Raw genomic sequence first — 24,776 nt, 5'->3', positions numbered from 1 at the left:
ATCTTGATTATTTGTTTTTATTCAATTACTTATGATATTTTGTGAATAGATAAATACAGACAACTTTTCAGCCATATCCACCCCACGGCGCTGCCCTTTGTTCACCCCACACCAAGGAACCACCATGCCTGACATCGCCCGCTTTTCTGTCACCCGGAAATGGCCCGCCCAGTACCCGGAGCGCCTGCAGCTGTATTCGCTGCCCACGCCAAATGGCGTGAAGGTGTCGATCATGCTGGAGGAATGCGGTCTGCCCTATGAGGCGCATTTGGTCAGTTTTGAGACCCAGGACCAGTTCTCACCCGAGTTCATCGGCACCTTCCCCAACAACAAAATCCCGGCCATTCTTGACCCCAACGGCCCGGGCGGCCAACCGCTGGCACTGTTTGAATCGGGTGCGATCCTGCTGTATCTGGCCGAAAAAACCGGGCAGTTTTTGCCCTCTAATGGCGGCGCGCGCTACGAGACGATTCAGTGGCTGATGTTCCAGATGGGCGGCATTGGCCCGATGTTTGGGCAGCTGGGCTTCTTCACGATTTTTGCCGGCAAAGACTATGAAGACAAGCGCCCGCGTGACCGCTACGCCGCCGAGAGCCGCCGCCTGCTAGGCGTGCTAAACGACCGACTGGCCAGTCGCACCTGGGTCATGGGTGACGACTACACCATTGCCGACATGGCCATCTTCCCCTGGGTGCGCAACCTGATTGAGCGTTACCAGGCGGGCGAGTTGGTAGGCATGCAGGACTTTTCCCATGTGACGCGGGCGTTGGCAGAGTTTGTGGCGCGGCCAGCCGTGGTGCGCGGGCTGGTGGTGCCGCAGCGGGGGTGATTTGGCCCCCGGTGGTTGAGACCCACCGCAGGCGTCAGTGACTCTTGTCACATTGATTTTTATACCCCTAGAGGTATTATCAATACTTGAGTAATTTACTTGAGATTCATTGACATGACCACAACCACAGCTTCTGCCACCTCGCATGGCCGCCTTGAGCACCTGCCGGTTTCCTTGTTTTCTACCGTGATGGGGCTGGCGGGAACCACCATTGCAGTTGAAAAAGTCGAACACCTATGGGGTTGGTCGGGGTCAGCCAGTTCTGCCTTGCTGGCGTTCACTGTCTTGGTGTTTTCGTTGATCAGCTTGGCCTACCTGGCCAAGTTCGTGTTGCACCGTCAGCACGTGATCGCCGAGTTCAACCACCCGATTCGCATGAGCTTTTTTCCGACTATGTCAATTGGCATGTTGCTGGTGGCCGTTGCACTCATGGGGCACTACCCTGACGTGTCTTTGTACCTGTGGGTTATTGGAAGCACCGCGCAGTTGCTGTTCACGCTGGCTATTTTGTCGAACTGGATGCACCATGAAAAGTTTCAGGTGCAGCACAGCAACCCGGCATGGTTCATCCCGATTGTGGGCAACATTCTGGTGCCGATTGCAGGCATTCCGCTGGGCTTTCCCGAGGTGTCCTGGTTTTACTTCAGCATTGGGTTGGTGATGTGGCTGCCGATGCTGGCCGTGCTGCTGAATCGTTTTTTCTTTCACCCCATGGTGCCCGGCAAGATGTTGCCCACGCTATTCATCCTGATTGCACCACCTGCTGTGGGCTTTATCGCCTGGGTCAAGTTTCACAACGGCGCCATAGACGACGCGGCACGCATTTTTTACTACTTTGCCCTGTTCACCACGCTGCTGCTGTTTTTTCAGGCGAAATACTTTGTGAAGCTGACCTTTGCCCTGCCGTGGTGGGCCTATTCGTTCCCGTTGGCGGCCATGACCATCGCCAGCACCGTGATGCTGGAAAAAGTGGGTGGCAGCTTTTTCATCATGCTGGTGCCGGTGTTGCTGACCGTGCTGCTGGCGCTGGTCACCATGCTCATCGTGCGCACGGCCATCGCCATGCTGCGCGGTCAAATTTGTGTGCCTGAATAATCAGTGTTATTTGCTATAATTTTAGTAGCTTATAGCGCTTACAAATAAAGGGCTACAGGCTATTTATTTATAAAACAATCAGCCTGTGCCTGAAGTGCCTGTGGCAACTCAATCCCTGAAATACCAGAACCCACCATTCACCCACTCGGTGAACTGGCGGGAAAATTCAGCGTTTTCCAAGGCCGCGTGCAGCAGTGCCTCACTCAACTCGTCGTTGTCACACAGGTTGATGACGGCCTGCTGCAGGTCTGGGCCAAATTCATAACGCTCGCCATCCACGTAACACACGCCTTGCACCACGGTGGCATCGACGTAAAAGCAGCGCAGACCACCAGTGCGCACCAAGGGCTGCTGTTGCAGCATGTCGACCAAATCGGAGGTCTCAAGCGGCTCATCCAACGGCTGCAAATCGAGCGTGCATTTGGTTTTTGAAAAGTAGCTGCCGGCAAAGTCAGCCATCAGCGTGTCGTTGTCCAGCAGGGTTTGCAGGTTAGCGCGAATCAGCGTGAAGTCGCTGGCGTCAATCTGACCCTGGTGGTGCGCAATGAGCCGCTTGGGGTCGGCCAGCAGGGTTTTGCCCAGCTCTTTGTCGATCACGTAATCGGCCAGGCCGCTGAGCATGTCGCAGCCCGATTTGGCCCTAAAACCCACCGAATAACTCATGGACTCTTCCAGCGTGACACCGTCGTGCGGAAAACCTGGCGGGATGTACAAAATGTCGCCGGGCAGCAGCTCTGTGTCGATGATGGCCTCGAACGGCTCGGTGTGGAGCAGCGCGGCGTGTGCGGCAAATTGTTTGTGGTCACCCTTGTCACCGACGCGCCATTGACGCCGCCCCGAGCCCTGGCAAATGAACACGTCATACAAGTCAATGTGCGGCCCAACACCGCCGCCAGGCGTGGCGTAGCTGATCATCACGTCATCCAGGCGCCACTTGGGGATGAAATCAAAGGGTTTGACCAGCTCGGCCACCTCGGGCGAGTAATGGTTGACGGCCTGCACAATCAGCGTCCAGCCGGTTTTGCCAAAACGTTTGTACGACTCAAACGGGCCGTTTTCTGCCTGCCACTGCTCGTCTTTTTTATACACCAGCCGCGACTCCACCGCGTCTTCCATGGCCAAGCCAGCCAAGTCATTGGGGCTAATCAGGTCTTCAAAATGCGCGAATCCCTGGCGGATTACCACCGGCCTTTGTTGCCAGTAATAGGCCATGAAGTGTTCAAGGGAGAAGTCGGCCAAGTTAAGTGTGAGCATGGGGAATCCGGAAAAATTGAGCCGCTGAAGGCGATGGACTTTTGTTGTCCGCTGGCCTCACTGGAGGCTCCAAAAGCAAAAGGCCCTTGCCAACGCTTGGCAAGGGCCGTGTAGCAAGCTGTAAAGGCTTACTTGGCGACCACGCGCACCATTTCGAGGCACTTGTTGGAGTAACCCCATTCGTTGTCGTACCAAGCAATCAGCTTCACAAAGGTGCCGTCCAGCGCGATGGAAGCATCGGCATCAAACACGCTGGTGCGGGTTTCGCCGCGGAAGTCGGTGGCCACCACTTTGTCGGTGGTGTAGCCCAGCACGCCTTTCATGGCGCCTTCGCTTTGTGCCTTGATCTCGGCGCAGATTTCAGCCAGCGTGGCGCTGGTGTTGAGCTCGACGGTCAGGTCAACCACCGACACGTCGGAGGTTGGCACGCGGAACGACATACCGGTGAGCTTTTTGTTCAGGTCAGGAATGACTACGCCCACCGCCTTGGCAGCGCCAGTGCTGCTTGGGATGATGTTTTCCAGAATGCCACGGCCACCACGCCAGTCTTTGTTGCTTGGGCCGTCCACGGTCTTTTGAGTGGCGGTGGCCGCGTGCACGGTGGTCATCAGGCCGCGCTTGATGCCAAACTTGTCATGAACCACCTTGGCCAAGGGCGCCAGGCAGTTGGTGGTGCAGCTGGCATTGCTGATGATGGCTTGGCCAGCGTAGGTCTTGTCGTTCACGCCAAACACAAACATCGGGGTGTCGTCTTTGGATGGTGCCGAGAAAATCACTTTCTTGGCGCCTGCTGCCAGGTGCTTTTCGCCACCAGCCTTGTCCAGGAAAATGCCGGTGGATTCGATCACGATGTCGGCACCGACTTCGTTCCACTTCAGGTTGACCGGGTCTTTTTCTTGCGTCAGGCGAATCTTTTTGCCATTGACGATGAGCGTGTTGCCGTCTACCGAGACCTCGCCCTTGAAACGGCCATGCACTGAATCGTATTGCAGCATGTAGGCCAGGTAGCTGGGTTCCAGCAGGTCGTTGATGGCAACCACTTCAATGTCCTGAAAGTTTTGCAGGGCAGAGCGCAACACGTTGCGGCCGATGCGGCCAAAGCCATTGATACCAATCTTGATCGTCATACTTTTCTCCAGAGGTTAAAAAAACGAATACCGAAACTTGTTACTTGCGCAGCACTTGCTCCACCGTGTCAGCCACATTCTCGGGCGTAAAGCCAAAGAGCTCAAACAGCACTGGGGCCGGGGCCGATTCACCAAACGTGTCAATGCCGACCACGGCCGCACAGCCGTATTTCCACCAACCGCCGCTGACACCCATTTCAACCGCAATGCGCGGCAGGCCTTTGGGCAACACAGCTGTCTTGTAGTCAACATCTTGTTGGTCAAAAGTGGTTGTACTCGGCATGGAAACGACGCGAACAGCTATCTTTCGTGCAGCAAGAACTTCTTGCGCCTTGAGGGCCAGTTGCACTTCAGAGCCGGTGGCGATGATCACCGCCTGGGCTTTCTTCTTCAGGCCCACTTCGCTGGGCTCGGCCAGCACGTAAGCGCCCTTGCTGATGTCGCCCAGGCTGTCTTTGGGGGCGTAATGGATGTTCTGGCGACTCAAGAGCAACGCGGTTGGCTTGGTCTTGTTTTGCAGTGCCACGGCCCAGGCCACGGCGGTCTCGGCCGTGTCACCGGGGCGCCACACGTCCAGGTTCGGAATCAGGCGCAAGGATGCGGCGTGTTCGATGGACTGGTGCGTCGGGCCGTCTTCACCCAGGCCAATGCTGTCGTGGGTGAACACATGCACCACGCGCAACTTCATCAGCGCGGCCATACGAACGGCATTGCGGCTGTAGTCGCTGAAGGTCATGAACGTGCCGCCATAAGGGATGTAGCCGCCGTGCAGCGCCACGCCGTTCATGATGGCAGCCATGCCGAATTCGCGCACGCCGTAATTGATGTGACGGCCACCGTTGCCCGCACCAGTGAGCGAGTCAAAGCGCAAAGCTGGCGTGCTCTTGGTGTTGGTCAGGTTGGAGCCGGTCAGGTCGGCTGAGCCGCCCAGCATTTCGGGCAGGGCGGCAGTGAAGGCTTCAAGCGCAAGTTGCGATGCTTTGCGGCTCGCCACGGTTTCTGCTTTGGTGTGCGCGGCCACAGCCGTGTCGACCGCCACCTGGGCAAAGTTCTTTGGCAGCTCGCCTTTCATGCGGCGCACCAGCTCTTTGGCCAAGGCGGGGTGGGCTGCTTTGTACGCTGCAAACTTGTCATTCCAGGCCTTCTCGGCGGCACTGCCGGCGGCTTTGGCGTCCCAGGCAGCCTGGATGGGCTTGGGGATGACGAACGGCGCCGCCGTCCAGCCGATGGCTTCACGGGTGAGCTTGATTTCTTCTGCGCCCAATGGTTCGCCGTGGGCTTTGGATGTGCCTGCGCGGTTGGGGCTGCCGGCGCCAATGGCCGTTTTGCAGATGATCAGCGTCGGTTTGTCGGTGGTTTCTTTGGCGCGGGCAATGGTGGCAGCCACCAGCTCCGCATCTTGCCCGTTGATGGGGCCCAGCACATTCCAGCCATAGGCCACAAAACGCAGCGCGGTGTTATCGATGAACCAAGGGGCCACTTGCCCGTCGATCGAGATGCCGTTGTCGTCGTACAGGGCGATCAATTTGCCCAGTTTCCAGGCGCCAGCCAGCGCGCAAGCTTCGTGGCTGATGCCTTCCATGAGACAGCCGTCGCCCATGAACGCGTAGGTGTGGTGGTTGACCACGTCCAGACCATCGCGGTTGAATTCTTGGGCCAGCAGCTTTTCCGCCAGCGCCATGCCGACCGCGTTGGTGATACCTTGGCCAAGCGGGCCGGTGGTGGTTTCCACACCAGGGGTCACGTCAACTTCAGGGTGGCCGGGGGTTTTGCTGTGCAGCTGGCGAAACTTTTTCAGCTCGGCCATGGGCAGCTTGTAGCCAGTGAGGTGCAGCACCGCGTACAGCAACATGGAGCCGTGCCCGTTGCTCAGCACAAAGCGGTCGCGATCCAACCACTTGGGGTTAGCCGGGTTGTGCTTGAGGTGGCTGCCCCACAGGGCCACGGCCATGTCGGCCATGCCCATGGGCGCGCCGGGGTGGCCGGAATTAGCGGCTTGCACAGCGTCCATGGCGAGTGCGCGAATGGCGTTGGCCATGTCAACGCGGCTGACACCTGCCGCGGTGGATTGTTCTTGGGTTGCTTGGGTGGGTTCAGCCATGAGAATGCTCCGCAGAGGTAGGAAGACGAACGAGTTAGCGAATGGATTAGCCGCTCATTTTAGAGGCGCACGCATTCGCGACCCCAAACTGGCCTGCCTGATGCCACGAGCGCAAGCCACCTAAGGCGGGTTTGGGCTATGCTTTGCGTCCCTTGTCAGATGATGGCCAACACCTTGGGTGAGCTGCCGCCGAGACATATTTCAACGACTGAACAGATTGCCATGAGACTGCTTTTTACCCCTTTGCATTTGCCCTCAAGACGCGGCGGCATCACGCTGCCCAACCGCATGGTGGTGGCGCCCATGTGCCAATACCAGGCCATCGATGGCTGCGCCACCGACTGGCACCTGATGCACTGGGGCAACCTGCTCAACAGCGGCGCGGCCATGTTCACCATTGAGGCCACGGCTGTGCTGCCTGAGGGCCGCATCACCCCGAACTGCCTGGGCCTGTGGGACGACTGCACCGAAGCTGCGCTGGCTGATCACCTGCAGCGTGCCCGCAAACTGGCGCCACACACTGCGGTGTGCATGCAACTGGCGCACGCCGGGCGCAAAGCCGCAAGCGCCGTGCCGTGGCGTGGTGGGCAACTGCTGTCAGCTGCAGAAGGCGGCTGGCAGCCCGTGGGCCCGTCAGCCCTGCCGCATTTGCCCCATGAGGCACCGCCACACGCGCTTGATGCCCAGGGCTTGCGTGACATCGTGGCCGCGTTTGTGGCGGCGGCGCGGCGTGCCGATGGCATGGGCGTGGACGCGATTGAGCTGCATTGCGCGCACGGCTACCTGCTGCACCAATTTTTGTCGCCTCTGGCAAACCAACGCGACGATGCTTATGGCGGCAGTTTTGAGAACCGTATTCGTTTCCCGCTGGAAGTTTTTACCGCCGTACGCGCGGCGTTTGATGGCGTACTGGGGGTGCGGCTGTCCGCCACCGACTGGGTTGACGGGGGCTGGGATTTGCCGCAAAGCGAGGCGTTTGCCAAGAAGTTGAAAGAGGCGGGCTGCGACTTCATGCATGTGTCGTCTGCCGGGGTGTCACCACAGCAAAAAATTACACTGGGCGCTGGCTACCAGGTGCCGTTTGCGCGTGCCATTCGGGCAAGCACCGGCATGATCACCACCGCCGTGGGCCTGATCACCGAACCAGAACAGGCTGAGGCGATATTGCAAGCGGGTGACGCTGATCTGGTCGCCCTGGCCCGCGCCTTTTTATATGAGCCACGCTGGGGCTGGCACGCCGCCGCCAAGCTGGGTGGCACAGTGGATGCCAACCCGGTCTACTGGCGCTGCCTGCCACGCGAGGCGCAAGCCGCGTTTGGCAAGGTGTCCGTTGCGCAGCGATGAGCGCAATGACCATCGCAACACCCTGAACAATGAACAATACACCGCCATTGCAAGACGCCAAGCGGCGTGACACGCCATGCAAGGCCTGCACCTGACCGCAGACCTGCACGGCTGCGCCTGCGCTGAGGCCTGGCTGTGTGATGCGCAGTTGCTGGGCCAGCGCTGTGTGCAAGCCGTGAACGCCTCAGGCTTGCAAGCGGTGGCACAGTTGTTTCACACTTTTCCCGCCACGCCACACGGCCCGGGCGGTGTCACGGCCACCGTGCTGCTGGCTGAATCCCACCTGTGCGCGCACACTTGGCCCGAGCACCGCGCCGTGACGCTGGATGTCTATGTGTGCAATTTTGGTGGCGACCACACGACAAAGGCTCACGCTTTGATGGCAACCTTGTGTGCGTTGTTTGAGCCGCAGCAGGTCACCCACCACAGCCTGCAACGCGGCGAACTGGCCAACCCGCACGTGGTGACCTGAAGCACCGGCCCTGCTCGGCATGTCATGTGGCCATTTTTCTGGAAACAGGCCACATGCGCAGCAACGTGTTGTCGCGCTGGATGTAGTGATGAAACAAGGCTGCCGCCGCGTGGCCGCCAATCAGGAAGTAGCCCGCCGTCCCTACAACCTCATGGATTTCCTTGAGTTGACCGGCCAACGCCTTATCTTGCCCGATCAGGGCGGGAAGCTCCAAACCAAAAAATGGAATCGGTTTACCTGCGGCACTCAGGACCAGCCAGCCTAGCAGCGGCATACCGATCATGATGGCGTACAGCGCCAGGTGGGCCAGTTTGGCTGCCATCGCCTGCCACTGCGGCAGAGCAGATTGCGTGCGTGGCGCAGGGTAGACCGCACGCATGGCCAGGCGCAGCCAAACCAGGCCAAACATAACGAGGCCCAGCATGAAGTGCACGCTTTTCAAGGCTTCGCGAGGCACCGTGCCTTTGTCAAAAAGCTCGCGCAAATTAATGCTGGCATACACGCCAACAAACAAGGCAAGCATCAACCAATGCAGTGCAATGGACGTCAGATGATATTGATCCGCTTTTTTTCTTAAATTCACAAACTAACTCCTTAAGTTGAAGAACCGTGGATGCTAAAAATGCTGTCTTAAGGTGTTCTTAAACTTCAGCCATTTCAAGGCATTTGCTTACGTCTTGTCACAGTTGTTGCATCTTTCGGGCTTTGTGCAACTGGTATGGCATGGCCGTGAAGGGTGCGGTCGATACGGGTGGTAGGGGTGGCCAGATCAGGGAACGCCAGCGCCCGGTAGTAGCTGTGCTACCGTGACCCCAAGCAGGCCAAGTACCATTGCGCGTAAGTCAAGGAGGCGCATTGGCTGGCACCCCTCAGCCGTCCTTGAGGCCACTGGGCAAATAGCGATGCTGAAACCACCAACGGTGCTACTTTCCCACTACAGCAATTTGCTGTTGACCATCTATCGGCTCGCACAGGAGTTGCCGGTCTCGCAGTTTCAGGATGCCATTCTTTTTGCGCTCAAGAAAAGCCTGCCCTTTGACTCGGCCGTGTGGGGAACAGGCACCATGACGTCAGCCGGAATTGACCAGCACAGCACGCATTTGCACCAGGCCTCAGAGGCCATGTTGTTGGCCTATAACAAGGTCAAGCATCAGGACACTGCCGCCGCGCAAGTGACCCAACAGCAGACCATGACCATTGCATTCAATGCCGACCTTGACCTGGGCGGGCCTGATCAAACCGACATTCGCGCGTATTGTCATGAATTCGGTCACCGAAATTACCTGATCACCTGCGACATCCATCCCATCACAAAATTCACGCATTGGATCTCGCTCTATCGCGAAGACCCACGCGGACTTTGCACCGAAGACGAGACGCAGATTTTGGCCAGCCTGGCGCCGCACCTGATGCAGGCACTGGCCATCAATCGCATCATCCATTTAGACAAGTTGTCGGGTGACATTGCGCGGGAGCGCTGGTGTGTTGCCATCGCGGACACACGAGGCATGATTTACCACGCCACCGCGACGTTCTGGAAGCTTCTGGGGTGTGACTGGCGCGTGGACAACACCGAGACATTGCCCGCAGCCCTGTTGGCGCATCTGTTGGCAGACAACCAGGTGCTGGGTCGAAAAGTCATCGTGCGGCGCAGTCTTGAAAATGACCTGCTGTACATCAAGGCGCGCCCGCGCCAACCCGTTGACAGCTTGAGCACACGGGAATACCTGGTGGCCAAGCTGCTGGTGGATGGCCTGTCGCAGAAAGAGGTGGCCAACAAACTTGGGCGCTCGCCAGAGACCATTCGCAGCCAGGTTCGAGAAGTGTTCCGAAAGCTGGAGATCAAGAATGTCATCTTGCTGGCACAGCACTTGGCATTGCGGGACTAATTCACGCCGCCCAGTGCCCGAGCGTGAACGCTTCTTCAAACACCGAGTAGCCGGCCCAGTCGCTGTGGGCGAAGTTGATGCGCTCGTGGCTGATTTGGTGCTGCTTTGAATTGTGTAGCTGCTTGCGCTTACCCAATAAGGGCTGCATGCCAATTTGGCCATTATTTTTTGGCACAGGCACTGCCATGGCGTGGCCGTAGCGTGTGAGGTCGATGCGGGTGATCTTGCTGGCCAGATCGGGGTGCGCCTGCGAGAGTTCCGCCAGAATTGCGTCGCGCCAGCTGGCCCACGGCTGCGCCAGCAACCAATGGCGGCCCGCATTGCCGCCTGCCACTCCCGCCACCACATCACCAAGCGCCCGGTAATAGGTGAGCACTGTGGCGCCCGGTACGGGCTTCAAGCTTTGGTGCGTGGCATCGACATACCCCAGGCCGGGGGCGCTGAGGCCATCACCATACAGCACGTTGTCCCAACTGGGTGGTGCGCCGGGGCGGTCTTGCAGGGCGGCGTTGATGTGAATGTTGGCCACCAGCCAAGGTGCATACACCGTGCTTGCGGCAGCCTGCAGGAGCCATTGGGGTGGGTTTTGCACCACCCGCGCCGCCACAAAGATTGGTAAGGCGACGATGGCGCGGCGTGCCTGCCAACGCTCAGTGGTTTGGGTGGCGGTGTTGAACACGTCCACCTCCACTCCATGTTTCACATTGGCGATGCGCAGCACCACCTGGCCCGTGTGCAGACGCTGCCCCAGCGGTGCAGCCAGGCGGCGCGTCAGCCAGGCATTGCCTTCGGGCCAAGTCAACAGGCCTTCACGCTCAGCGGTCTCCATGCCCGGTGCCGTAAAGCCATGGCGGCTGGCAAAATAATGCAAGCCGGCCCAAGCCGACACGGTGCCAATGCCGGCACCGTAATCGTCGCGGCAGCAGTAGTTCAGGTACCAGCGCAGGTGTGGGTCGGTGAGCTGGTGCTGCGCCAGCCATGACTCAAAACTAATAGCTGCTAGCGCTTGTTTAATAGAGCCTAGAGGCTCTTTTGATGCAGGAATACGCCAACTGGCCTGGGCTCTGACCTGCGCCACAAGTTGCGAGAACTGCCGGTATTGCGCCAGCGTGTCGGCCGCCACACCTTGCAGCGGCAGCAAGCCGTCTTGCCACTCACCGTTGAAAAACAAGCGCTCTTGCGGGCTGTGGCACAGGTGGCGCTCGTCAACCACCCAGCGGCCTGACACACGCGTGCGCAGCCCCAGCTCTTCCAGCAGGTCTTGCACCTCCCAAGCGTCGTCACCGGGCAGCGGCAGGTAGTGCGCGCCCAGCGGGCAGGCCAAGCCAGCTACCGCGCCACCGCGGGCGTTGCCGCCAGCCTCGTCTTCCAGCTCCAGCAGGGCAAAGTCTTCTACACCCTTGAGCCGCAAGGCCCGTGCTGCAGCCAGGCCCGCCACGCCAGCGCCAGCAATCAGCACATCGGTGGTGCGGGTGACAGACGGTACAGGCCAGGTTTTGGCCGCCTGCAGCAGGTGGCCGCGATCAAAGCGAATGCCGGTGAAGACACCCGTGATGTGCGCGTTGGCGTCAGGCGGCCGGCAGCCTGCACCGACTAGGCCGGCACCGATGCCAGACAGCAAAAAGCTGCGTCGGTTGAAGGCGTTGGCCACCGCCATCGGGCTCAGGCCGTCCCGAGGTAGCTCACCTGCAGCACCTCAATGTCATCGACCCGGCCCGGCATCACCAGCTTGAGCACGTCGCCCTCATGCGCCTTGAGCAGGGTGCGGGCGATGGGCGACACCCAGCTGACCTCGCCCCCAGCGCTGTTGGCTTCGTCAACACCAACGATCTTCACGGTGCGCTCGGTGCCCTCACTGTCGGCATAGGTCACGGTGGCGCCAAAGAAGATTTGCGTGTCGCCCGCGTGCAAGAGCGGGTCGGCGACCACGGCAACTTCCAGCCGCCGGATCAGAAAGCGCACCCGGCGGTCAATTTCACGCAGGCGTTTTTTGCCGTAGATGTAGTCGCCGTTTTCCGAGCGGTCACCATTGCTGGCGGCCCAGTAAACGGCTTCTACCACCTTGGGGCGGTCCACCTCCACCAGCGCTTTGAGCTCGGCGCGCAGCGTGGCAAAGCCTTGTGGCGTGATGTAGTTTTTGCCGCCCGGGGGCAGCGCTGGCAACACCAGGTCGTCGTCATCGTCGCTGTCAGATTCTTTGGTGAAGGCTTTGCTCATGGTTGTCCTCTACGCGGCGGCTCGTGATCATCGTTCACAATCACCGCCTGTTGGTTTTCCTGATTTTCTACGCTAACGCCGCGCCTCGCCCAAAAAGACCCACCCGTGGTCGCGCAACCAGAGTCAACCTGAGCCGTGACGATGCCCACCCAGACCCAATTTACCGCTGATGTGTTCCGCCGGTGCTGCGCCATACGCGGGTGGTTGCGGCACCTGCTTGCTGCCTTGGTGCTGTTGCTGGGCGCGTGGGTGCAGGCCGCGCCGCTGGATTTGTCCAGATTGCCCGGCGGCATGTTGGGCCAACACGCCGATGTTCATGTTGAGGCGCAAGCCCCGCTGACACTGGCCCAGGCTCGGCAGCATTTTGAGGCCGGCCAGTTCAGCGCTGGTACCACGCCGGTGCTCAACTTTGGACTGGGCGCAAGGCCTGTCTGGGCACGCCTTGAACTGCTCAACACGGGCTCGGCGGCCCTGGCGTATCGATTGGACCTGAGTCCAAACTGGACCGACCAGCTTGACGTGTTTGTGGTGCAAGGCCAGAAAACCACCTTTGAGTGGCATGGCGGCGATGCGATCCCTGGCGCACGGGGCGTGTCAGCCGGTTTGTACACAGGCGTGCGCGTGCTGCTGACCCCAGGCCTGAACACCATTTTTGTGCGGGCCCAGACGCACGACCCGCTGCAGCTGACACTTGCGCTGCAGACCGATGATGACGCCGCAAAAAGCCAGACGGTGGTGCACTATGCCTACGGTGCACTTTACGGTTTCCTGCTGGCGCTGGCCTTGTGTAACCTGGCGCTGTTTGCCGGGCTGCGCCAGTTGCGGTTTCTGTTTTATTCGCTCTACGTCTTGTGTTTTGTTGCGGCCAACATCAGCTACACCGGCCATGGGTTTGCCTGGGTTTGGCCTGGGCAGCCCCACATCCAACGCTACGTCATTCTGGTTTTCATGGTGCTTTACGGCATCACGGGCTTCATGTTTGCCAGCCGCTTTTTGGGGCTGCCCAAGCGCTTACCACGGGTTCAGCTGGGGCTGAAAGCCTATTCCATCGCGGCGGCGCTGGGCATGGGGCTTTGCGTGTTGTTAGACAGCCATCTGGCCGCAGCCTGGCTGGGGTTTGGATTTGTCGTGTCTTTCAATGGGCTGATGCTGGCCCTGAGCGCCTATGCCTTGCGCAGCGGGCAAGCCGCCGGACGGTTCTTTTTTGCCGCCATGGTGTGCGGGGTGTTTGGCTCAGCGCTGACGACCCTGTCCGTTGCCGGTGTGATTGCGTTCACCCAAGTCAATTTTCACGCGGTAGAGGTTGGCCTGCTGCTGGAGGCGATGCTGCTGGCCCTGGCGCTGGCGCAACAATTTCGAAGGGAGCAGACCACCCGCCTGAATGCCCAATTTTTGGCACAACACGACGCGCTTACCGGGCTGTATAACCGCCGCGCTTTTTTTGAGTTAAGCAAATCCGCCTGGGCGCTGGCGCAGCGCAATGGCCACCCGTTGAGCGTGTTGATGCTTGACATTGACTATTTCAAGCAGGTCAACGACCGCTGGGGCCACAGCGGGGGCGATGCGGTGCTGGTGGCGGTGAGCCAGACCATGGCCGCAACCTGCCGCGCCGGCGACGTGCTGGCCCGCTGGGGCGGCGAAGAATTCATCGTGCTGCTGCCCATGACTGCGCTGGAAGATGCCAGGCTGTTGGCCGAGCGCATTCGCTGGCAAATTGCCGAGCTGACGCAGACACCAGACGCCATGGGTTGCACCGCCAGCATTGGGGTGACGCAATACGCCAAAGACGTGAGCCTGGACAAGCTGATTGACCGCGCCGACGCCCAGTTGTACCTGGCCAAACGCTACGGACGTAACCAGGTACAGGCAGGATAAGTCGGCGACACCGCCTGCGCTGTCAGCGCGCCGCCACGCGTCCCCACTCCGCCTCATAGGTGGTCACGAGTACCTGATTTGACAGGCGATTGACCTCAGCGGGCACCCGCGCCATGTCCTGTGGGAAATCAAACAAGGTAGGCAGGCTGTGCAGGCTTAAAAACCGCAGCCCCTCGGGCAAGGCGGTCGGTAGCCGATACGGCCGGCGGCTGGCCACCACAAAGCCCCATTCGCCAAAACTGGGCACATGTGCGTGGTATGGCGTGGCAGTCATTCCGGCAGACTCGATGGTGGCCACCACCGTCCAGAAACTTTGCCGCGCCACCAGTGGCGAAGTGGTCTGGATCACCGCATAGCCGCTGGCCGCCAGGTGTTTGTCCAGCAGGGCATAGAAAGAATTGGTATAGAGCTTGCCAATGTTGAAATTGGTGGGGTCGGGAAAATCCACCACGATCACGTCAAACACCTCAGGCGTGCCTTCCATCCAAGTGAAGGCGTCTGCGTTGATCACCTTGACTTTGGGCGACTTCAGCGCATTGGCGTTGAGCTGGGTGAGCATCGACTGCTCTGAAAACAGCTTTGTCATGGCCGGGTCAAGCTCGACCAGCGTGACGCTCTCTACCCCGGGGTATTTCAGAATTTCACGCACCGCCATGCCGTCGCCGCCACCCAGCACCGCCACCTTTTTGGGCGCGCCACCGGTGGCCGAATAGGCGGCCATCACCGGGTGCACCAGTGCCTCGTGGTAGCGGTATTCGTCACGCTGGGCAAACTGCAGGTTGCCGTTCAGAAACAGCCGGTAGCCCGCACGGCCCTCGCCCGGCCCGTGGGTCAACACGATGCGCTGGTAGGGCGTGGTTTGGGCCAGCACCACGCGGTCCTGGTACAGCTTGTCTTCGGCCCAGGTGGTGATGTGATCGGCGCTGACCATGCCAGCGCAAAGTGCGACCAGCGTCAGCCCACAGGCCAGCGCGTGCGCCTTGAACTGGCGCAACTCATCACGAAACAGCCACAGCGCCCACACCGCTACCGCCGCGTTCATCAGCCCAAACAACAGGCCGGTGCGGATCAGGCCCAACTGGGGCACCAGCACCAGCGGAAAAGCCAGCGACACCGCCAGCGCGCCCAGGTAATCAAAGGTGAGCACCTGCGACACCAGGTCTTTCAGGGCCACGTTTTTCTTGAGAATGCGCATGACAAGCGGAATCTCCAGCCCTACCAACGTGCCTACCATCAGCACCAGCCCGTAGAGCAGCCATCTGAAGGCACCCGGAAGCTCTGCATTTGCTACAAACAACAGAGCTGGTAGCGCTCCACCTATAAGGGCTACAAGCAGTTCTATCCGTAAAAAATGGGCGGGCAACTGGCGCTCAAAAAAACGAGACAAATACGAGCCCACACCCATGGCAAACAAATAGGTGCCAATGATGGTGGAAAACTGCAGCACCGAGTCGCCCAGCAAGTAGGAGGCCAACGCACCCGCCGCCAATTCGTACACCAGCCCACAGGCCGAGACCACGAAGACCGACGCCAACAGCGCGACTTCGAGTGGGCGCGGGGCGTTGGGTTGACGGGCTTCGGTATCTTGCGTGTCAATCATGCCGGTTGATTCGTTTTTGATCGCTGCTTATGCATACGGAATTAAGGCTGGATGGCAATTTCGTTCATAACCATGTAACAAGTGGCAAGTACCTGGCCGAAGAGCAATTGCCTATGTGGTGCACCATACAGACGGCCACGATTGTCACGACTATCCTGAATTGTGAATATGTTGTTGGGCATCCCTGATTTTTATCTGTGAAGAAAGTGCAGAGCGTGTCTACGCTGCCTAAACGAGGGAATGTCCTGACAAACCGCATCAATTAATGGAGGGTTCATCATGATCTACAAATTCAAGTCCCAGGCCGCCGGCGAGGTCATCATGCTTCAGGCCAATGGCGATCAAATGTTGACCATTGTTGGCAAGGAGCCCGCAGCACAAGGCATCATCACGGTGGCCCAGATCCCGGCCGCTATCGCAGCGCTGGAAGCAGCCATTGTGGTCCACGAGGCCGCTGAAGCCAAGCGCAGCAAGGATGCCGAGCTTGTGGTTGAGGTTGACGGCGACAGTGTCATGCTGCGTCATCGCGCAGGACCTTTCATCGATTTGCTCAAAACCAGCGCGCAGGCGGGCAAGGATGTCGTCTGGGGCGTATGAATTCAGGTACCGTGGTGGCTGTGCGCGGCAGCGTGGTGGATGTGCGGTTTGACAAAAATCTACCCGCTATCCACACCGTGCTGAACGCACTTGATGGGCTCATCGTGCTTGAAGTGCTGGCCCAGCGTGATGCGCACCATGTGCGCGCCATTGCACTGACACCCACGCAGGGTTTGGCGCGCGGCATGCCGGTGCTAGACAGTGGCGGGCCGCTCAAAGCACCCGTTGGCAAAGAAATCTTGTCACGCATGTTTGACGTGTTTGGCAACGCCATTGACCGTGAGCCGGCATCGACCGATGTGCAATGGCGCTCCGTGCACCGGGCGCCACCGCCGCTGGCAAGGCGCTCGACGCAATCTGAAATCTTCGAGACCGGCATCAAGGTTATTGATGTGCTGTTGCCACTGGAGCGCGGTGGCAAAGCCGGTCTTTTTGGCGGGGCGGGCGTGGGCAAGACCGTGCTGCTGACTGAAATGATTCACAACATGGTCGGGAGTCAGGCCGGGGTGAGTATCTTTTGCGGAATTGGTGAGCGTTGTCGCGAAGGTGAAGAGCTGCACCGGGAGATGAAAAAAGCCGGCGTGTTACCCAACATGGTCATGATCTTCGGTCAAATGAACGAGCCGCCGGGCGCCAGATTCCGTGTCGGCCATGCAGCGCTGACGATGGCCGAATACTTCCGCGACGACGAACACCGTGACGTGCTGCTGCTCATCGATAACATTTTTCGCTTCATCCAGGCCGGCATGGAAGTGTCTGGCCTGATGGGACAGATGCCTTCACGATTGGGCTACCAGCCCACGATGGGCACCGAATTGTCGGGATTGGAAGAGCGCATTGCCAACACCGACACCGGCGCCATCACCTCGATTCAGGCGGTGTATGTGCCTGCGGACGATTTCACCGATCCGGCCGCCGTGCACACCTTCTCACATCTCTCTGCGTCCATCGTGCTGTCGCGCAAACGCGCCAGTGAAGGCCTGTATCCGGCCATCGATCCGCTGCAGTCGAGTTCCAAAATGGCCACACCGGGCATCGTCGGTGACCGGCATTACGCGCTGGCGCAAGAAATCCGGCGCACCTTGGCCCAATATGCGCAGCTTAAGGACATCATTGCCATGCTTGGGCTGGAGCAGTTGTCGCCGGAAGACCGCAACGTGGTCGGGCGGGCGCGCCGTCTGGAGCGGTTTTTGACCCAGCCGTTTTTCACCACCGAGCAGTTCACCGGCATGCAGGGCAAGCTGGTCAGCCTGGAAGATGCGCTGACTGGGTGTGAACGCATCCTGCGCGATGAATTCAAAGATGTCCCGGAGAGTGCGCTCTACATGATCGGGACGATTGACGAAGCTAAGACCAAGGCCGGCTCAAAAGAGACGGCTGACAGCCATGAATCTTAAGATTCTTCTGCCCTTCAAGGTGTTTGCCGAAAAAACCGGCGTGTCACGCATCGTCTCGGAGACCCGGTCAGGCTCGTTTGGCTTGCTGCCACACCGACGGGATTGCGTGGCGGCGCTTGCGCCAGGCATCCTGATCTATGAAACAGCGGCTGAAGGCGAGGTTTTTGTGGCCGTTGATGGCGGGGTGCTGGTCAAGGCCGGGCCGGACGTGCTGGTTTCGGTGCGGCGGGCCATGGGCGGAGCGGACCTCAGCCAATTGCGTCAGGCGGTGGAGAAAGAGTTTTTGGCGCTGGACGCACATGAGCAAAACGTGCGCTCAGTGATGGCGAAGCTAGAAAGTGGCTTTCTGCGTCGCTTTGCGACCTTTCAACATGACTGAAGACGCCAAGAAAACCTTGAAAACTGAACCCAGCCTGGCCGAACAGGTTGGCGTCAAGGCCGCGCGCAAGCTCAAGGCACAGCGCAACGCCACGCCAGGGGTGTGGTCTGGCCTGGGGCTGATGGGGGTGGTTGGCTGGGCGGTCGTGGTGCCTACCCTGCTGGGGGCGGCACTGGGTCTCTGGCTGGACCGCCGCTATCCCGGGGGGCGCACCTGGACGCTGGCACTGTTAATGGCCGGGCTGACACTGGGCTGCTTGAATGCCTGGCACTGGGTCAGCAAGGAAGACCAAGCGATGCGAGAGGAACAAGAAAATGGCGATGAATAACACACTGGCCCTGCTGCTGGCATGGATGGCGGGCGGGGCGCTCGGGGCGATTTTTTTTGGCGGCCTGTGGTGGACAGTTAAAAAGAGTCTTGCATCTGCCAAGCCCGCGCTTTGGGTGTTTGGCAGCCTTTTGCTGAGAATGGGTGTGACGATGACCGGGTTCTATCTGGTCTCAGCCGGCGACTGGCAGCGCATGTTCAGTTGCCTGGTTGGTTTTCTCCTGGCGCGCCAGCTCGTGACGCGGTTGACCCGCTTGCCTGAAGAAAACCAGATTCGTCGGTCGCCGGAGGCCAGCCATGCACCTTAGTCCCGATGAGATCATCTTCTGGCAATACGGGTTTTTCAAGCTCAACGCCACTATTTTCTACACCTGGGCACTGATGTTCGTGCTGACCGTGGGCGCAAAACTCATCACGCGCAAGCTTTCCACCGACCACACCCGCTCGCGCTGGCAGAACCTGCTGGAGATCGTCGTAACCGGCATCGAAAAGCAAATTGCAGAGGTTGGATTGCGCCATCCACGCAAATACATCGGCTTTCTTGGCACCTTGTTTCTGTTTGTCGCCATGGCCAGCCTGTGCACGGTGATTCCCGGTTACGAGCCGCCAACTGGTTCGCTGTCAACCACGGCCGCGCTGGCCTTGTGCGTGATGGTGGCCGTGCCGCTGTTCGGCATTGAAGACCAAGGCCTGGCTGGCTACCTCAAGACTTACATTGAGCCGACTGTCCTCATGCTGCCGTTCAACATCATCAGTGAAATCTCACGAACGCTGGCGTTGGCGGTGCGCCTGTTTGGCAACATGATGAGCGGGGCCATGATCATTGGCATTCTGCTCAGCATCACGCCCTTCATCTTTCCGATCGTCATGACCGTACTGGGACTGCTCACGGGCATGGTGCAGGCCTATATTTTCAGCATCCTGGCGGCGGTTTACATCGCCGCCGCCACCCATGTGCGCAAGCCCAAGCCCAACGCTGAGCTGGCGCCCGAACTTTAAACCTCAACTTCTTCAAAGGACTCGCTATGGACAGCTTAACAATCATCGCAGTGGCATCCATCGTCATTGCTGGCATCACCACAGGTTTTGGCACCATGGGCCCCGCATTTGCCGAAGGCCGTGCCGTAGCCACGGCGCTCACAGCACTGGCGCAGCAGCCCGACGCCTCGGCCACCATCACACGCACCTTGTTTGTCGGTCTGGCGATGATTGAATCCACCGCTATTTACTGCTTCGTGGTTTCTATGATTCTGATTTTTGCCAACCCGTTCTGGAATCAAGCCATCGCCCTGGTTGCCGGAAAGTAAGCCATGCTGTTTGACTGGTTCACCGTTGGGGCGCAAGCGCTCAACTTTCTCGTCTTGGTGTGGCTGATGAAGCGCTTCCTTTACAAGCCTGTCCTCGACGCCGTCGACGCGCGGGAGAAGCGAATCGCCCTGGCGCTGGCCGACGCTGCCTTGAAACAAACCGCAGCGCAAAAAGAGCGCGACGAGTTTCAAAAGAAGAACGAGGACTTTGATCGCCAGCGAAATGAATTGCTTGGACAAGCCAAAGACGAAGCCAAGGCCGAGCGCCAACGCTTGCTCGACGAAGCGCGACAAGTGGCCGACACCTTGCACGCCAAGAAACAAGACGCCTTGGCCAGCGAGTTGCAAACCCTGCACCAGGACATTGCCCGTCGCAGCCGAGAAGAAGTGTTTGCCGTTGCAAAGAAGGTGCTGACTGATCTGGCGGGTGTGAGCCTTGAAGAACGCATGGGCGAGGTGTTCACGCGGCGCTTGCGAGAGCTTGACGATGCGGCCAAGGCGGGCCTTGCGAAGGCGCTGAAAGCAGTGTCCAACCCGGTGCGCGTGCAAAGCGCTTTTGAACTGTCCACAACGCAGCGGGCCGCGATACAAAGCGCGCTCAATGAAACCTTATCGGGCGACATCCAGATTCAGTTCGACACCACGCCGGATTTGATCAGCGGCATCGAACTTGATGCCAATGGCTGGAAGGTGGCCTGGAACATCGCAGACATGCTTGCGTCTTTGGAACAACACATTAGCGAACTCATCAAGGAACAGGCGGCGCCGCAAGTTGATGCGGCCGTGCCAGAGAAAGCCCCATGAGCGCGCCGACTGACAGCCTGCAAAGTGTCCTGGACCACAGTTTTGCCGGGCTGAGCCAAGGGCGCGACGCCTACCAGGCGCACCTGACACCGCAGGAGGTGGGCACGATCACCAGTGTTTCCACTGGCATCGCCATGGTGTCCGGCCTGCCGGGTGTGGGCTTTGACGAACTGGTGAAGTTTCCAGGTCAGGTGTTTGGCATCGCCTTCAATGTGGACGAGAGCGAGATCGGTGTCGTGCTGCTGGGCGATTATTCGCGCCTTCAGGCGGGCGACAAAGTCGAGCGCACCGGCCGGGTGATGGACACCCTCGTGGGCGATGGCTTGCTGGGTCGGGTGATTGACCCGCTCGGCCGCCCGCTCGACAGCTTGGGGCCGATAGCTGCCAGCGCACATCTTCCCATTGAGCGCCCCGCCGTGCCCATCATGGACCGCGCGCCCGTGACCGTGCCGCTGCAGACCGGATTAAAGGTGGTCGATGCCTTGATTCCGATCGGGCGCGGCCAACGCGAACTGATTCTGGGTGACCGGCAGACCGGCAAGACCGCGATTGCGATTGACACCATCCTCAACCAACGCGGCAAGGATGTGGTGTGTGTCTATTGTGCAATTGGTCAGCGCGCATCGGCTGTGGCAAAAGCGGTCGCCATTTTCAAGGACAAGGGTGCTTTTGAATACACCGTGGTGGTGGTCACCGAGGGCAATGATCCGCCGGGTCTGGCCTACATTGCGCCCTACTGCGCGACCAGCATTGCCGAGCATTTCATGGAAGCGGGTCGCGACGTGTTGATCGTCTACGACGACCTGACACAGCATGCCCGAGCCTATCGCGAGCTCTCCTTGCTGCTGCGCCGCCCGCCTGGGCGCGAAGCCTTTCCTGGTGACATTTTTTACATTCATTCGCGCCTGCTGGAGCGCGCGACCCACCTAAGCCAGGAGCGCGGTGGCGGTTCACTCACGGCCTTGCCGATCATTGAGACGGAAGCGCAGAACATTTCGGCCTACATTCCCACGAACCTGATCAGCATTACCGACGGGCAGATCTACCTCTCGCCATCGCTGTTCGAGCTGGGCGTGCTGCCGGCCGTTGATGTCAGCAAATCTGTCTCGCGGGTGGGCGGCAAGGCGCAACGCGCCTCCTACCGCGCGGTGGCCGGCGACCTCAAGCTAGCTTATGCGCAGTTCGAGGAACTGGAAACCTTTGCCCGTTTTGGGGCCAGGCTGGATGAAAGCACCACCAAAATCATCGAGCACGGACGCCGCATTCGGGCCTGCCTCAAGCAACCCGAATCTTCGCCGGTGTCTGTCGCAGCACAAATTGCGGTGCTCATGGCATTGACCGAAAAGCTTTTTGACAACGTGCCGCTTGAACGTATGCCAGAGGCTGAGTTGACGGTGCGCGAAGCAGCGGCCAAGCTACCCGACGAGTTGCAAGCACGTTTTAATACCACCGCCAAATTGAGCGATGCAGATCGCGATGCCATTCTCCAGATCGCCCACACAGCGCTTGACAGCTTTCAGCCCGAGACGGTGCCCAAGGCAGAAACGGACATCAGCGCCCCAACCAGGTCGGCCGACAAGGCATCGTCATGAGCGACACCAGCGCCAGCCTGAGTCGCAAGATTGGCACGGCGGGCGACCTTCAGTCCGTGGTGCGCACGATGAAAGCTGTGGCGGCCAGCAGCATCACCCAATACGAGCGCGCCGTGGGTGCGCTGGATGATTACTACCGGACGGTGCAACTGGGTCTGGCCGCGTCCTTGCGCGAGATCGAACGGCCTGCGGCCCCGGCACAAATGCAGGGCAAGGAAACCGGGCCAATAGCCGCCGTCGTGTTTGGCTCCGACCAGGGCCTGGTCGGACAGTTCAACGACTTGATGGCCGATTTTGTCGTTGAAACGCTGGCGGATTTGCCAGAGCAGAAGTCCGTCTGGACGGTCGGTGAACGCATACGGTCGCGATTGACGGAAACGAACTTGCAGGTCGGCAAAAGCTTCATTCTGCCGGGCTCTATTGGCGCCATCACGCCGCTGGTCGGGGAGGTTTTGATCGAGATTGAAGCGCTTCGTGAAAAGGGTGAGATCACTCAGGTTTACATCTTTCACAACAGCCCCCACGCCGGGGCGATTTACAGCCCCGCCTGCCAGCGACTGCTGCCACTGGATGAGGTCTGGCGGCGTGAGTTGACAGCGACGGCCTGGCCAACCAAAATTTGGCCGGAGGTCATGAGCGGCGGGACCGCGACCTTGCTGGCCTTCGTGCAGGAATACCTGTTCGTCTCGCTTTTCAGGGCCTGCGCCGAATCCCTGGCCAGCGAAAACGCGAGCCGGCTGGCTGCCATGCAACGTGCTGAAAAAAACATTGACGAACTGCTGGAAGACTTGAACCGCTCGTTTCACCGTCTGCGCCAAAGCGGCATTGACGAGGAGTTGTTCGATGTGATTTCTGGCTTCGAGGCTTTGGCCAGAGTCACGCCACGCGCATAACGAGTCGGCGCTGTCGGTAGCCTTCAATGTCGGCTGGGATCCTTTTTTTGGCAAAACTTCAGCGCTGCGTGGCCGGCGCAGCGGGCACCGTTTCAAAACTTTCAATCACCTGGGCCAGCCGATTTGAGAAGCGGCCCAGATCGTGCGGTGCCTCGATGGTGCGACCGGCCAGTTCAGCGATCCATGCCACTTGTTCGCGCAGTACCTGGCGGCGCAGTGGCCTGGCCGTTAGGCTGGTAATGGTTTGAACGGCGCCTAGCAGGCGCAACAGCAGGGCGGTATTCCCTCCCGCGCTGCCGCGGATCTGATCGAATGACTCGGACACCAGACTGGCAAACGTTTGCCCGACGGCGATCATCCTCAACTCCTCGTCCACAAAGCGGTATGGCGAAGGAATGTCACGCAGGCTCAGCCGCGAAAGAATGGCGGTCAAATAGTCCACGCACATGATGGCTGTTGTGGTGTCGTTGACGCTGGGTGAGAGCGCCCGCATGGCCATGTCCACGATCTGGCGGATACCAAAGGCGCAGTCCTGATCCAGCGTGCGGTGACGGCTGATGGTGTAGGCCGCCTGCAGGGACGCGACAAGTTCATCGTCTGGCGGGGAGTCCAGTGCCACGGAGATCAGGGGTGTTCCGTGAACCAGGAAAGTCCCAATACCGTGTTCCATCCGCACAATGGTCTTGTGCTGGCACGCCAGGCGCATGAGCGCGCGGCCGTCCACGCTCTGGATATAACCATTGCCGATACCCGGTACCGATTGCCAAACGCGCTGCGGTGCGGTGCGAGACACTTGGTCTGCCTCGTCATCGCCAGCGGCTTGGCCCAGCGCGCTGGGGAAGAGCCGATCCACGGCGTCCATCGTCTCATCGGCCACCACCGCAATGATGCTCGACGCCTGGATCGACGACGCAATGTGATGAATGAAGTAGATGAGCACACCAATGCCGGCAATGGCCAGAACAATGCTGAAGGACACAGCGAGGCTGGCAACAAATCCAAACTCTTCACCGACGCGAATGGTGCGCAGCACGATCAGACAGTAGGTGAAGATGCCGCCAAAGATACCCAACACGACCTGTGTGACGCGGTCGCGAATGAAGTTCCGCAGAATGCGCGAGCTGTATTGGCTGGAGGCCAGCGCCAGCGTGACCAGGGTCATGGAGAACGTCACCCCAACCACGGTCATCATCGATCCCGCGATGGTCGACAACATCGCACGCGCTCCTACTGCGTCGGCCCCGAGCAGGCGCGGCCAGCGGTTCAGCCATCGATCACCGACAGTGGAATCAACCGCAATCAATGCCACCGCCAGGGCAATGCTGAACGCAACGATCAAAAAGGGCACAAACCAGAAACTGGTGCGCAAATTACCCCAGAACCTTTTTAGCGTGTTCACGCTATGGTCTCCGATCGAGGCAGACCTCAGCCATGAATTGCTGCGGCCACGATGATGCAGATGCCCAGCGACATGGCTGCCACCACCATGGCCAGCGCCTTGTTTTGCTTCTCGACAATTTCCTCCCACAGGTTGTAGGGGGTGAGCTTGTCGATGATGATGAAGCACAGCCAGAAAATGACCACGCCCAGCAAGGCGTACACCACCGAGCCCAGCAGCAGGCCTGGTTTTAACGATTCAAATCCCATGTGGATCTCCTTCAAAAAATGACATGACAG

At 59.4% G+C, this 24,776-nt stretch carries 25 protein-coding genes; 16 read left to right on the top strand and 9 right to left on the bottom strand.

Annotated features, from left to right (window positions below):
• Nucleotides 1-124: 124 nt before the first annotated feature.
• Both PHQ58_RS08690 and PHQ58_RS08685 read left to right on the top strand, forming a co-directional pair.
• On the top strand, nt 125-829 hold the full coding sequence (locus PHQ58_RS08690) for a glutathione S-transferase N-terminal domain-containing protein (RefSeq protein ID WP_300109902.1): 705 nt from the start codon (nt 125-127) through the stop codon (nt 827-829).
• A 114-nt stretch (nt 830-943) separates the two neighbouring features.
• Nucleotides 944-1,924, top strand: a complete 981-nt coding sequence (locus PHQ58_RS08685) for an SLAC1 anion channel family protein (RefSeq protein ID WP_300109900.1) — start codon at nt 944-946, stop codon at nt 1,922-1,924.
• 108 nt (nt 1,925-2,032) lie between these two features.
• On the opposite strand, the gene PHQ58_RS08680 is transcribed toward PHQ58_RS08685, so the two are convergent.
• From PHQ58_RS08680 to tkt, 3 genes are all read right to left on the bottom strand, one after another.
• Nucleotides 2,033-3,178 (bottom strand): cupin domain-containing protein, encoded by a 1,146-nt coding sequence (locus tag PHQ58_RS08680; RefSeq protein ID WP_300109897.1) that lies wholly within the window; start codon nt 3,176-3,178, stop codon nt 2,033-2,035.
• A gap of 128 nt (nt 3,179-3,306) precedes the next feature.
• Nucleotides 3,307-4,305 (bottom strand): type I glyceraldehyde-3-phosphate dehydrogenase, encoded by a 999-nt coding sequence (gap, locus tag PHQ58_RS08675; protein ID WP_300109894.1) that lies wholly within the window; start codon nt 4,303-4,305, stop codon nt 3,307-3,309.
• Nucleotides 4,306-4,345: 40 nt separating this feature from the next.
• Nucleotides 4,346-6,343, bottom strand: coding sequence for a transketolase (tkt, locus tag PHQ58_RS08670; protein WP_300110088.1), 1,998 nt, complete (start codon nt 6,341-6,343; stop codon nt 4,346-4,348).
• A gap of 285 nt (nt 6,344-6,628) precedes the next feature.
• On the opposite strand from tkt, the gene PHQ58_RS08665 reads away from it, so the two are divergent.
• A complete protein-coding gene (locus PHQ58_RS08665) occupies nt 6,629-7,750 on the top strand; it encodes an NADH:flavin oxidoreductase/NADH oxidase (RefSeq protein WP_300109892.1) in 1,122 nt (373 codons plus the stop codon).
• 76 nt (nt 7,751-7,826) lie between these two features.
• Nucleotides 7,827-8,222 (top strand): adenosylmethionine decarboxylase, encoded by a 396-nt coding sequence (gene speD, locus PHQ58_RS08660; RefSeq protein WP_300109889.1) that lies wholly within the window; start codon nt 7,827-7,829, stop codon nt 8,220-8,222.
• Nucleotides 8,223-8,244: 22 nt separating this feature from the next.
• Here the strand turns inward: speD and PHQ58_RS08655 are convergent, their stop codons facing one another.
• Nucleotides 8,245-8,805 (bottom strand): cytochrome b, encoded by a 561-nt coding sequence (locus PHQ58_RS08655; protein WP_300109886.1) that lies wholly within the window; start codon nt 8,803-8,805, stop codon nt 8,245-8,247.
• 319 nt (nt 8,806-9,124) lie between these two features.
• Here PHQ58_RS08655 and PHQ58_RS08650 point away from each other — a divergent pair, with 319 nt between their 5' ends.
• The gene (locus PHQ58_RS08650) at nt 9,125-10,111 is read left to right on the top strand and encodes a helix-turn-helix transcriptional regulator (protein WP_300109883.1); all 987 of its coding nucleotides are present in this window, start codon (nt 9,125-9,127) and stop codon (nt 10,109-10,111) included.
• A gap of 1 nt (nt 10,112) precedes the next feature.
• On the opposite strand, the gene PHQ58_RS08645 is transcribed toward PHQ58_RS08650, so the two are convergent.
• Nucleotides 10,113-11,768, bottom strand: coding sequence for an FAD-dependent oxidoreductase (locus PHQ58_RS08645; protein ID WP_300109880.1), 1,656 nt, complete (start codon nt 11,766-11,768; stop codon nt 10,113-10,115).
• Nucleotides 11,769-11,773: 5 nt separating this feature from the next.
• The gene (gene greB, locus PHQ58_RS08640; protein WP_300109877.1) at nt 11,774-12,328 is read right to left on the bottom strand and encodes a transcription elongation factor GreB; all 555 of its coding nucleotides are present in this window, start codon (nt 12,326-12,328) and stop codon (nt 11,774-11,776) included.
• A 141-nt stretch (nt 12,329-12,469) separates the two neighbouring features.
• On the opposite strand from greB, the gene PHQ58_RS08635 reads away from it, so the two are divergent.
• The gene (locus PHQ58_RS08635; RefSeq protein WP_300109874.1) at nt 12,470-14,203 is read left to right on the top strand and encodes a diguanylate cyclase; all 1,734 of its coding nucleotides are present in this window, start codon (nt 12,470-12,472) and stop codon (nt 14,201-14,203) included.
• A gap of 22 nt (nt 14,204-14,225) precedes the next feature.
• Here PHQ58_RS08635 and PHQ58_RS08630 read toward each other — a convergent pair whose 3' ends face one another.
• Nucleotides 14,226-15,803, bottom strand: a complete 1,578-nt coding sequence (locus PHQ58_RS08630) for a polyamine aminopropyltransferase (RefSeq protein ID WP_300109871.1) — start codon at nt 15,801-15,803, stop codon at nt 14,226-14,228.
• 279 nt (nt 15,804-16,082) lie between these two features.
• On the opposite strand from PHQ58_RS08630, the gene PHQ58_RS08625 reads away from it, so the two are divergent.
• Genes PHQ58_RS08625 through PHQ58_RS08580 form a run of 10 tightly spaced genes read left to right on the top strand, consistent with a single transcriptional unit; the run spans nt 16,083 to nt 23,099 of the window.
• Entirely contained in the window at nt 16,083-16,400 is a 318-nt protein-coding gene (locus PHQ58_RS08625) for a DUF1840 domain-containing protein (RefSeq protein WP_300109868.1), read from the top strand.
• Nucleotides 16,397-17,797 (top strand): F0F1 ATP synthase subunit beta, encoded by a 1,401-nt coding sequence (atpD, locus tag PHQ58_RS08620; protein ID WP_300109865.1) that lies wholly within the window; start codon nt 16,397-16,399, stop codon nt 17,795-17,797. The genes PHQ58_RS08625 and atpD overlap by 4 nt, the downstream gene beginning before the upstream one ends.
• On the top strand, nt 17,787-18,176 hold the full coding sequence (locus PHQ58_RS08615) for a F0F1 ATP synthase subunit epsilon (RefSeq protein WP_300109862.1): 390 nt from the start codon (nt 17,787-17,789) through the stop codon (nt 18,174-18,176). Before atpD ends, PHQ58_RS08615 begins: the two co-directional genes overlap by 11 nt.
• A 16-nt stretch (nt 18,177-18,192) precedes the next feature.
• Nucleotides 18,193-18,504: an AtpZ/AtpI family protein gene (locus PHQ58_RS08610; protein ID WP_300109860.1), complete on the top strand. Its 312-nt coding sequence runs from the start codon at nt 18,193-18,195 to the stop codon at nt 18,502-18,504.
• Nucleotides 18,497-18,811, top strand: a complete 315-nt coding sequence (locus tag PHQ58_RS08605) for an ATP synthase subunit I (RefSeq protein WP_300109858.1) — start codon at nt 18,497-18,499, stop codon at nt 18,809-18,811. Before PHQ58_RS08610 ends, PHQ58_RS08605 begins: the two co-directional genes overlap by 8 nt.
• Nucleotides 18,801-19,502: a F0F1 ATP synthase subunit A gene (locus tag PHQ58_RS08600; RefSeq protein ID WP_300109855.1), complete on the top strand. Its 702-nt coding sequence runs from the start codon at nt 18,801-18,803 to the stop codon at nt 19,500-19,502. The genes PHQ58_RS08605 and PHQ58_RS08600 overlap by 11 nt, the downstream gene beginning before the upstream one ends.
• A 26-nt stretch (nt 19,503-19,528) precedes the next feature.
• Complete coding sequence (locus tag PHQ58_RS08595) at nt 19,529-19,810, top strand: F0F1 ATP synthase subunit C (RefSeq protein ID WP_300109852.1); 282 nt, start codon at nt 19,529-19,531, stop codon at nt 19,808-19,810.
• Between the two features lie 3 nt (nt 19,811-19,813).
• Nucleotides 19,814-20,614 (top strand): F0F1 ATP synthase subunit delta, encoded by an 801-nt coding sequence (locus PHQ58_RS08590; protein ID WP_300109849.1) that lies wholly within the window; start codon nt 19,814-19,816, stop codon nt 20,612-20,614.
• The gene (locus tag PHQ58_RS08585; RefSeq protein ID WP_300109846.1) at nt 20,611-22,206 is read left to right on the top strand and encodes an alternate F1F0 ATPase, F1 subunit alpha; all 1,596 of its coding nucleotides are present in this window, start codon (nt 20,611-20,613) and stop codon (nt 22,204-22,206) included. The genes PHQ58_RS08590 and PHQ58_RS08585 overlap by 4 nt, the downstream gene beginning before the upstream one ends.
• On the top strand, nt 22,203-23,099 hold the full coding sequence (locus PHQ58_RS08580; RefSeq protein ID WP_300109843.1) for a F0F1 ATP synthase subunit gamma: 897 nt from the start codon (nt 22,203-22,205) through the stop codon (nt 23,097-23,099). Before PHQ58_RS08585 ends, PHQ58_RS08580 begins: the two co-directional genes overlap by 4 nt.
• A gap of 58 nt (nt 23,100-23,157) precedes the next feature.
• Here the strand turns inward: PHQ58_RS08580 and PHQ58_RS08575 are convergent, their stop codons facing one another.
• Both PHQ58_RS08575 and PHQ58_RS08570 read right to left on the bottom strand, forming a co-directional pair.
• A complete protein-coding gene (locus PHQ58_RS08575) occupies nt 23,158-24,498 on the bottom strand; it encodes a DUF2254 domain-containing protein (protein WP_300109841.1) in 1,341 nt (446 codons plus the stop codon).
• A gap of 26 nt (nt 24,499-24,524) precedes the next feature.
• Nucleotides 24,525-24,746 (bottom strand): DUF350 domain-containing protein, encoded by a 222-nt coding sequence (locus tag PHQ58_RS08570; RefSeq protein ID WP_300109839.1) that lies wholly within the window; start codon nt 24,744-24,746, stop codon nt 24,525-24,527.
• Nucleotides 24,747-24,776: the final 30 nt, after the last annotated feature.

It is taken from the genome of Rhodoferax sp. (assembly GCF_028688795.1).
GTDB lineage: Bacteria > Pseudomonadota > Gammaproteobacteria > Burkholderiales > Burkholderiaceae_C > Rhodoferax.
The sequence above is the reverse complement of the archived record's forward strand: the minus strand, read 5'-3'. Positions and strand labels throughout refer to the sequence as shown.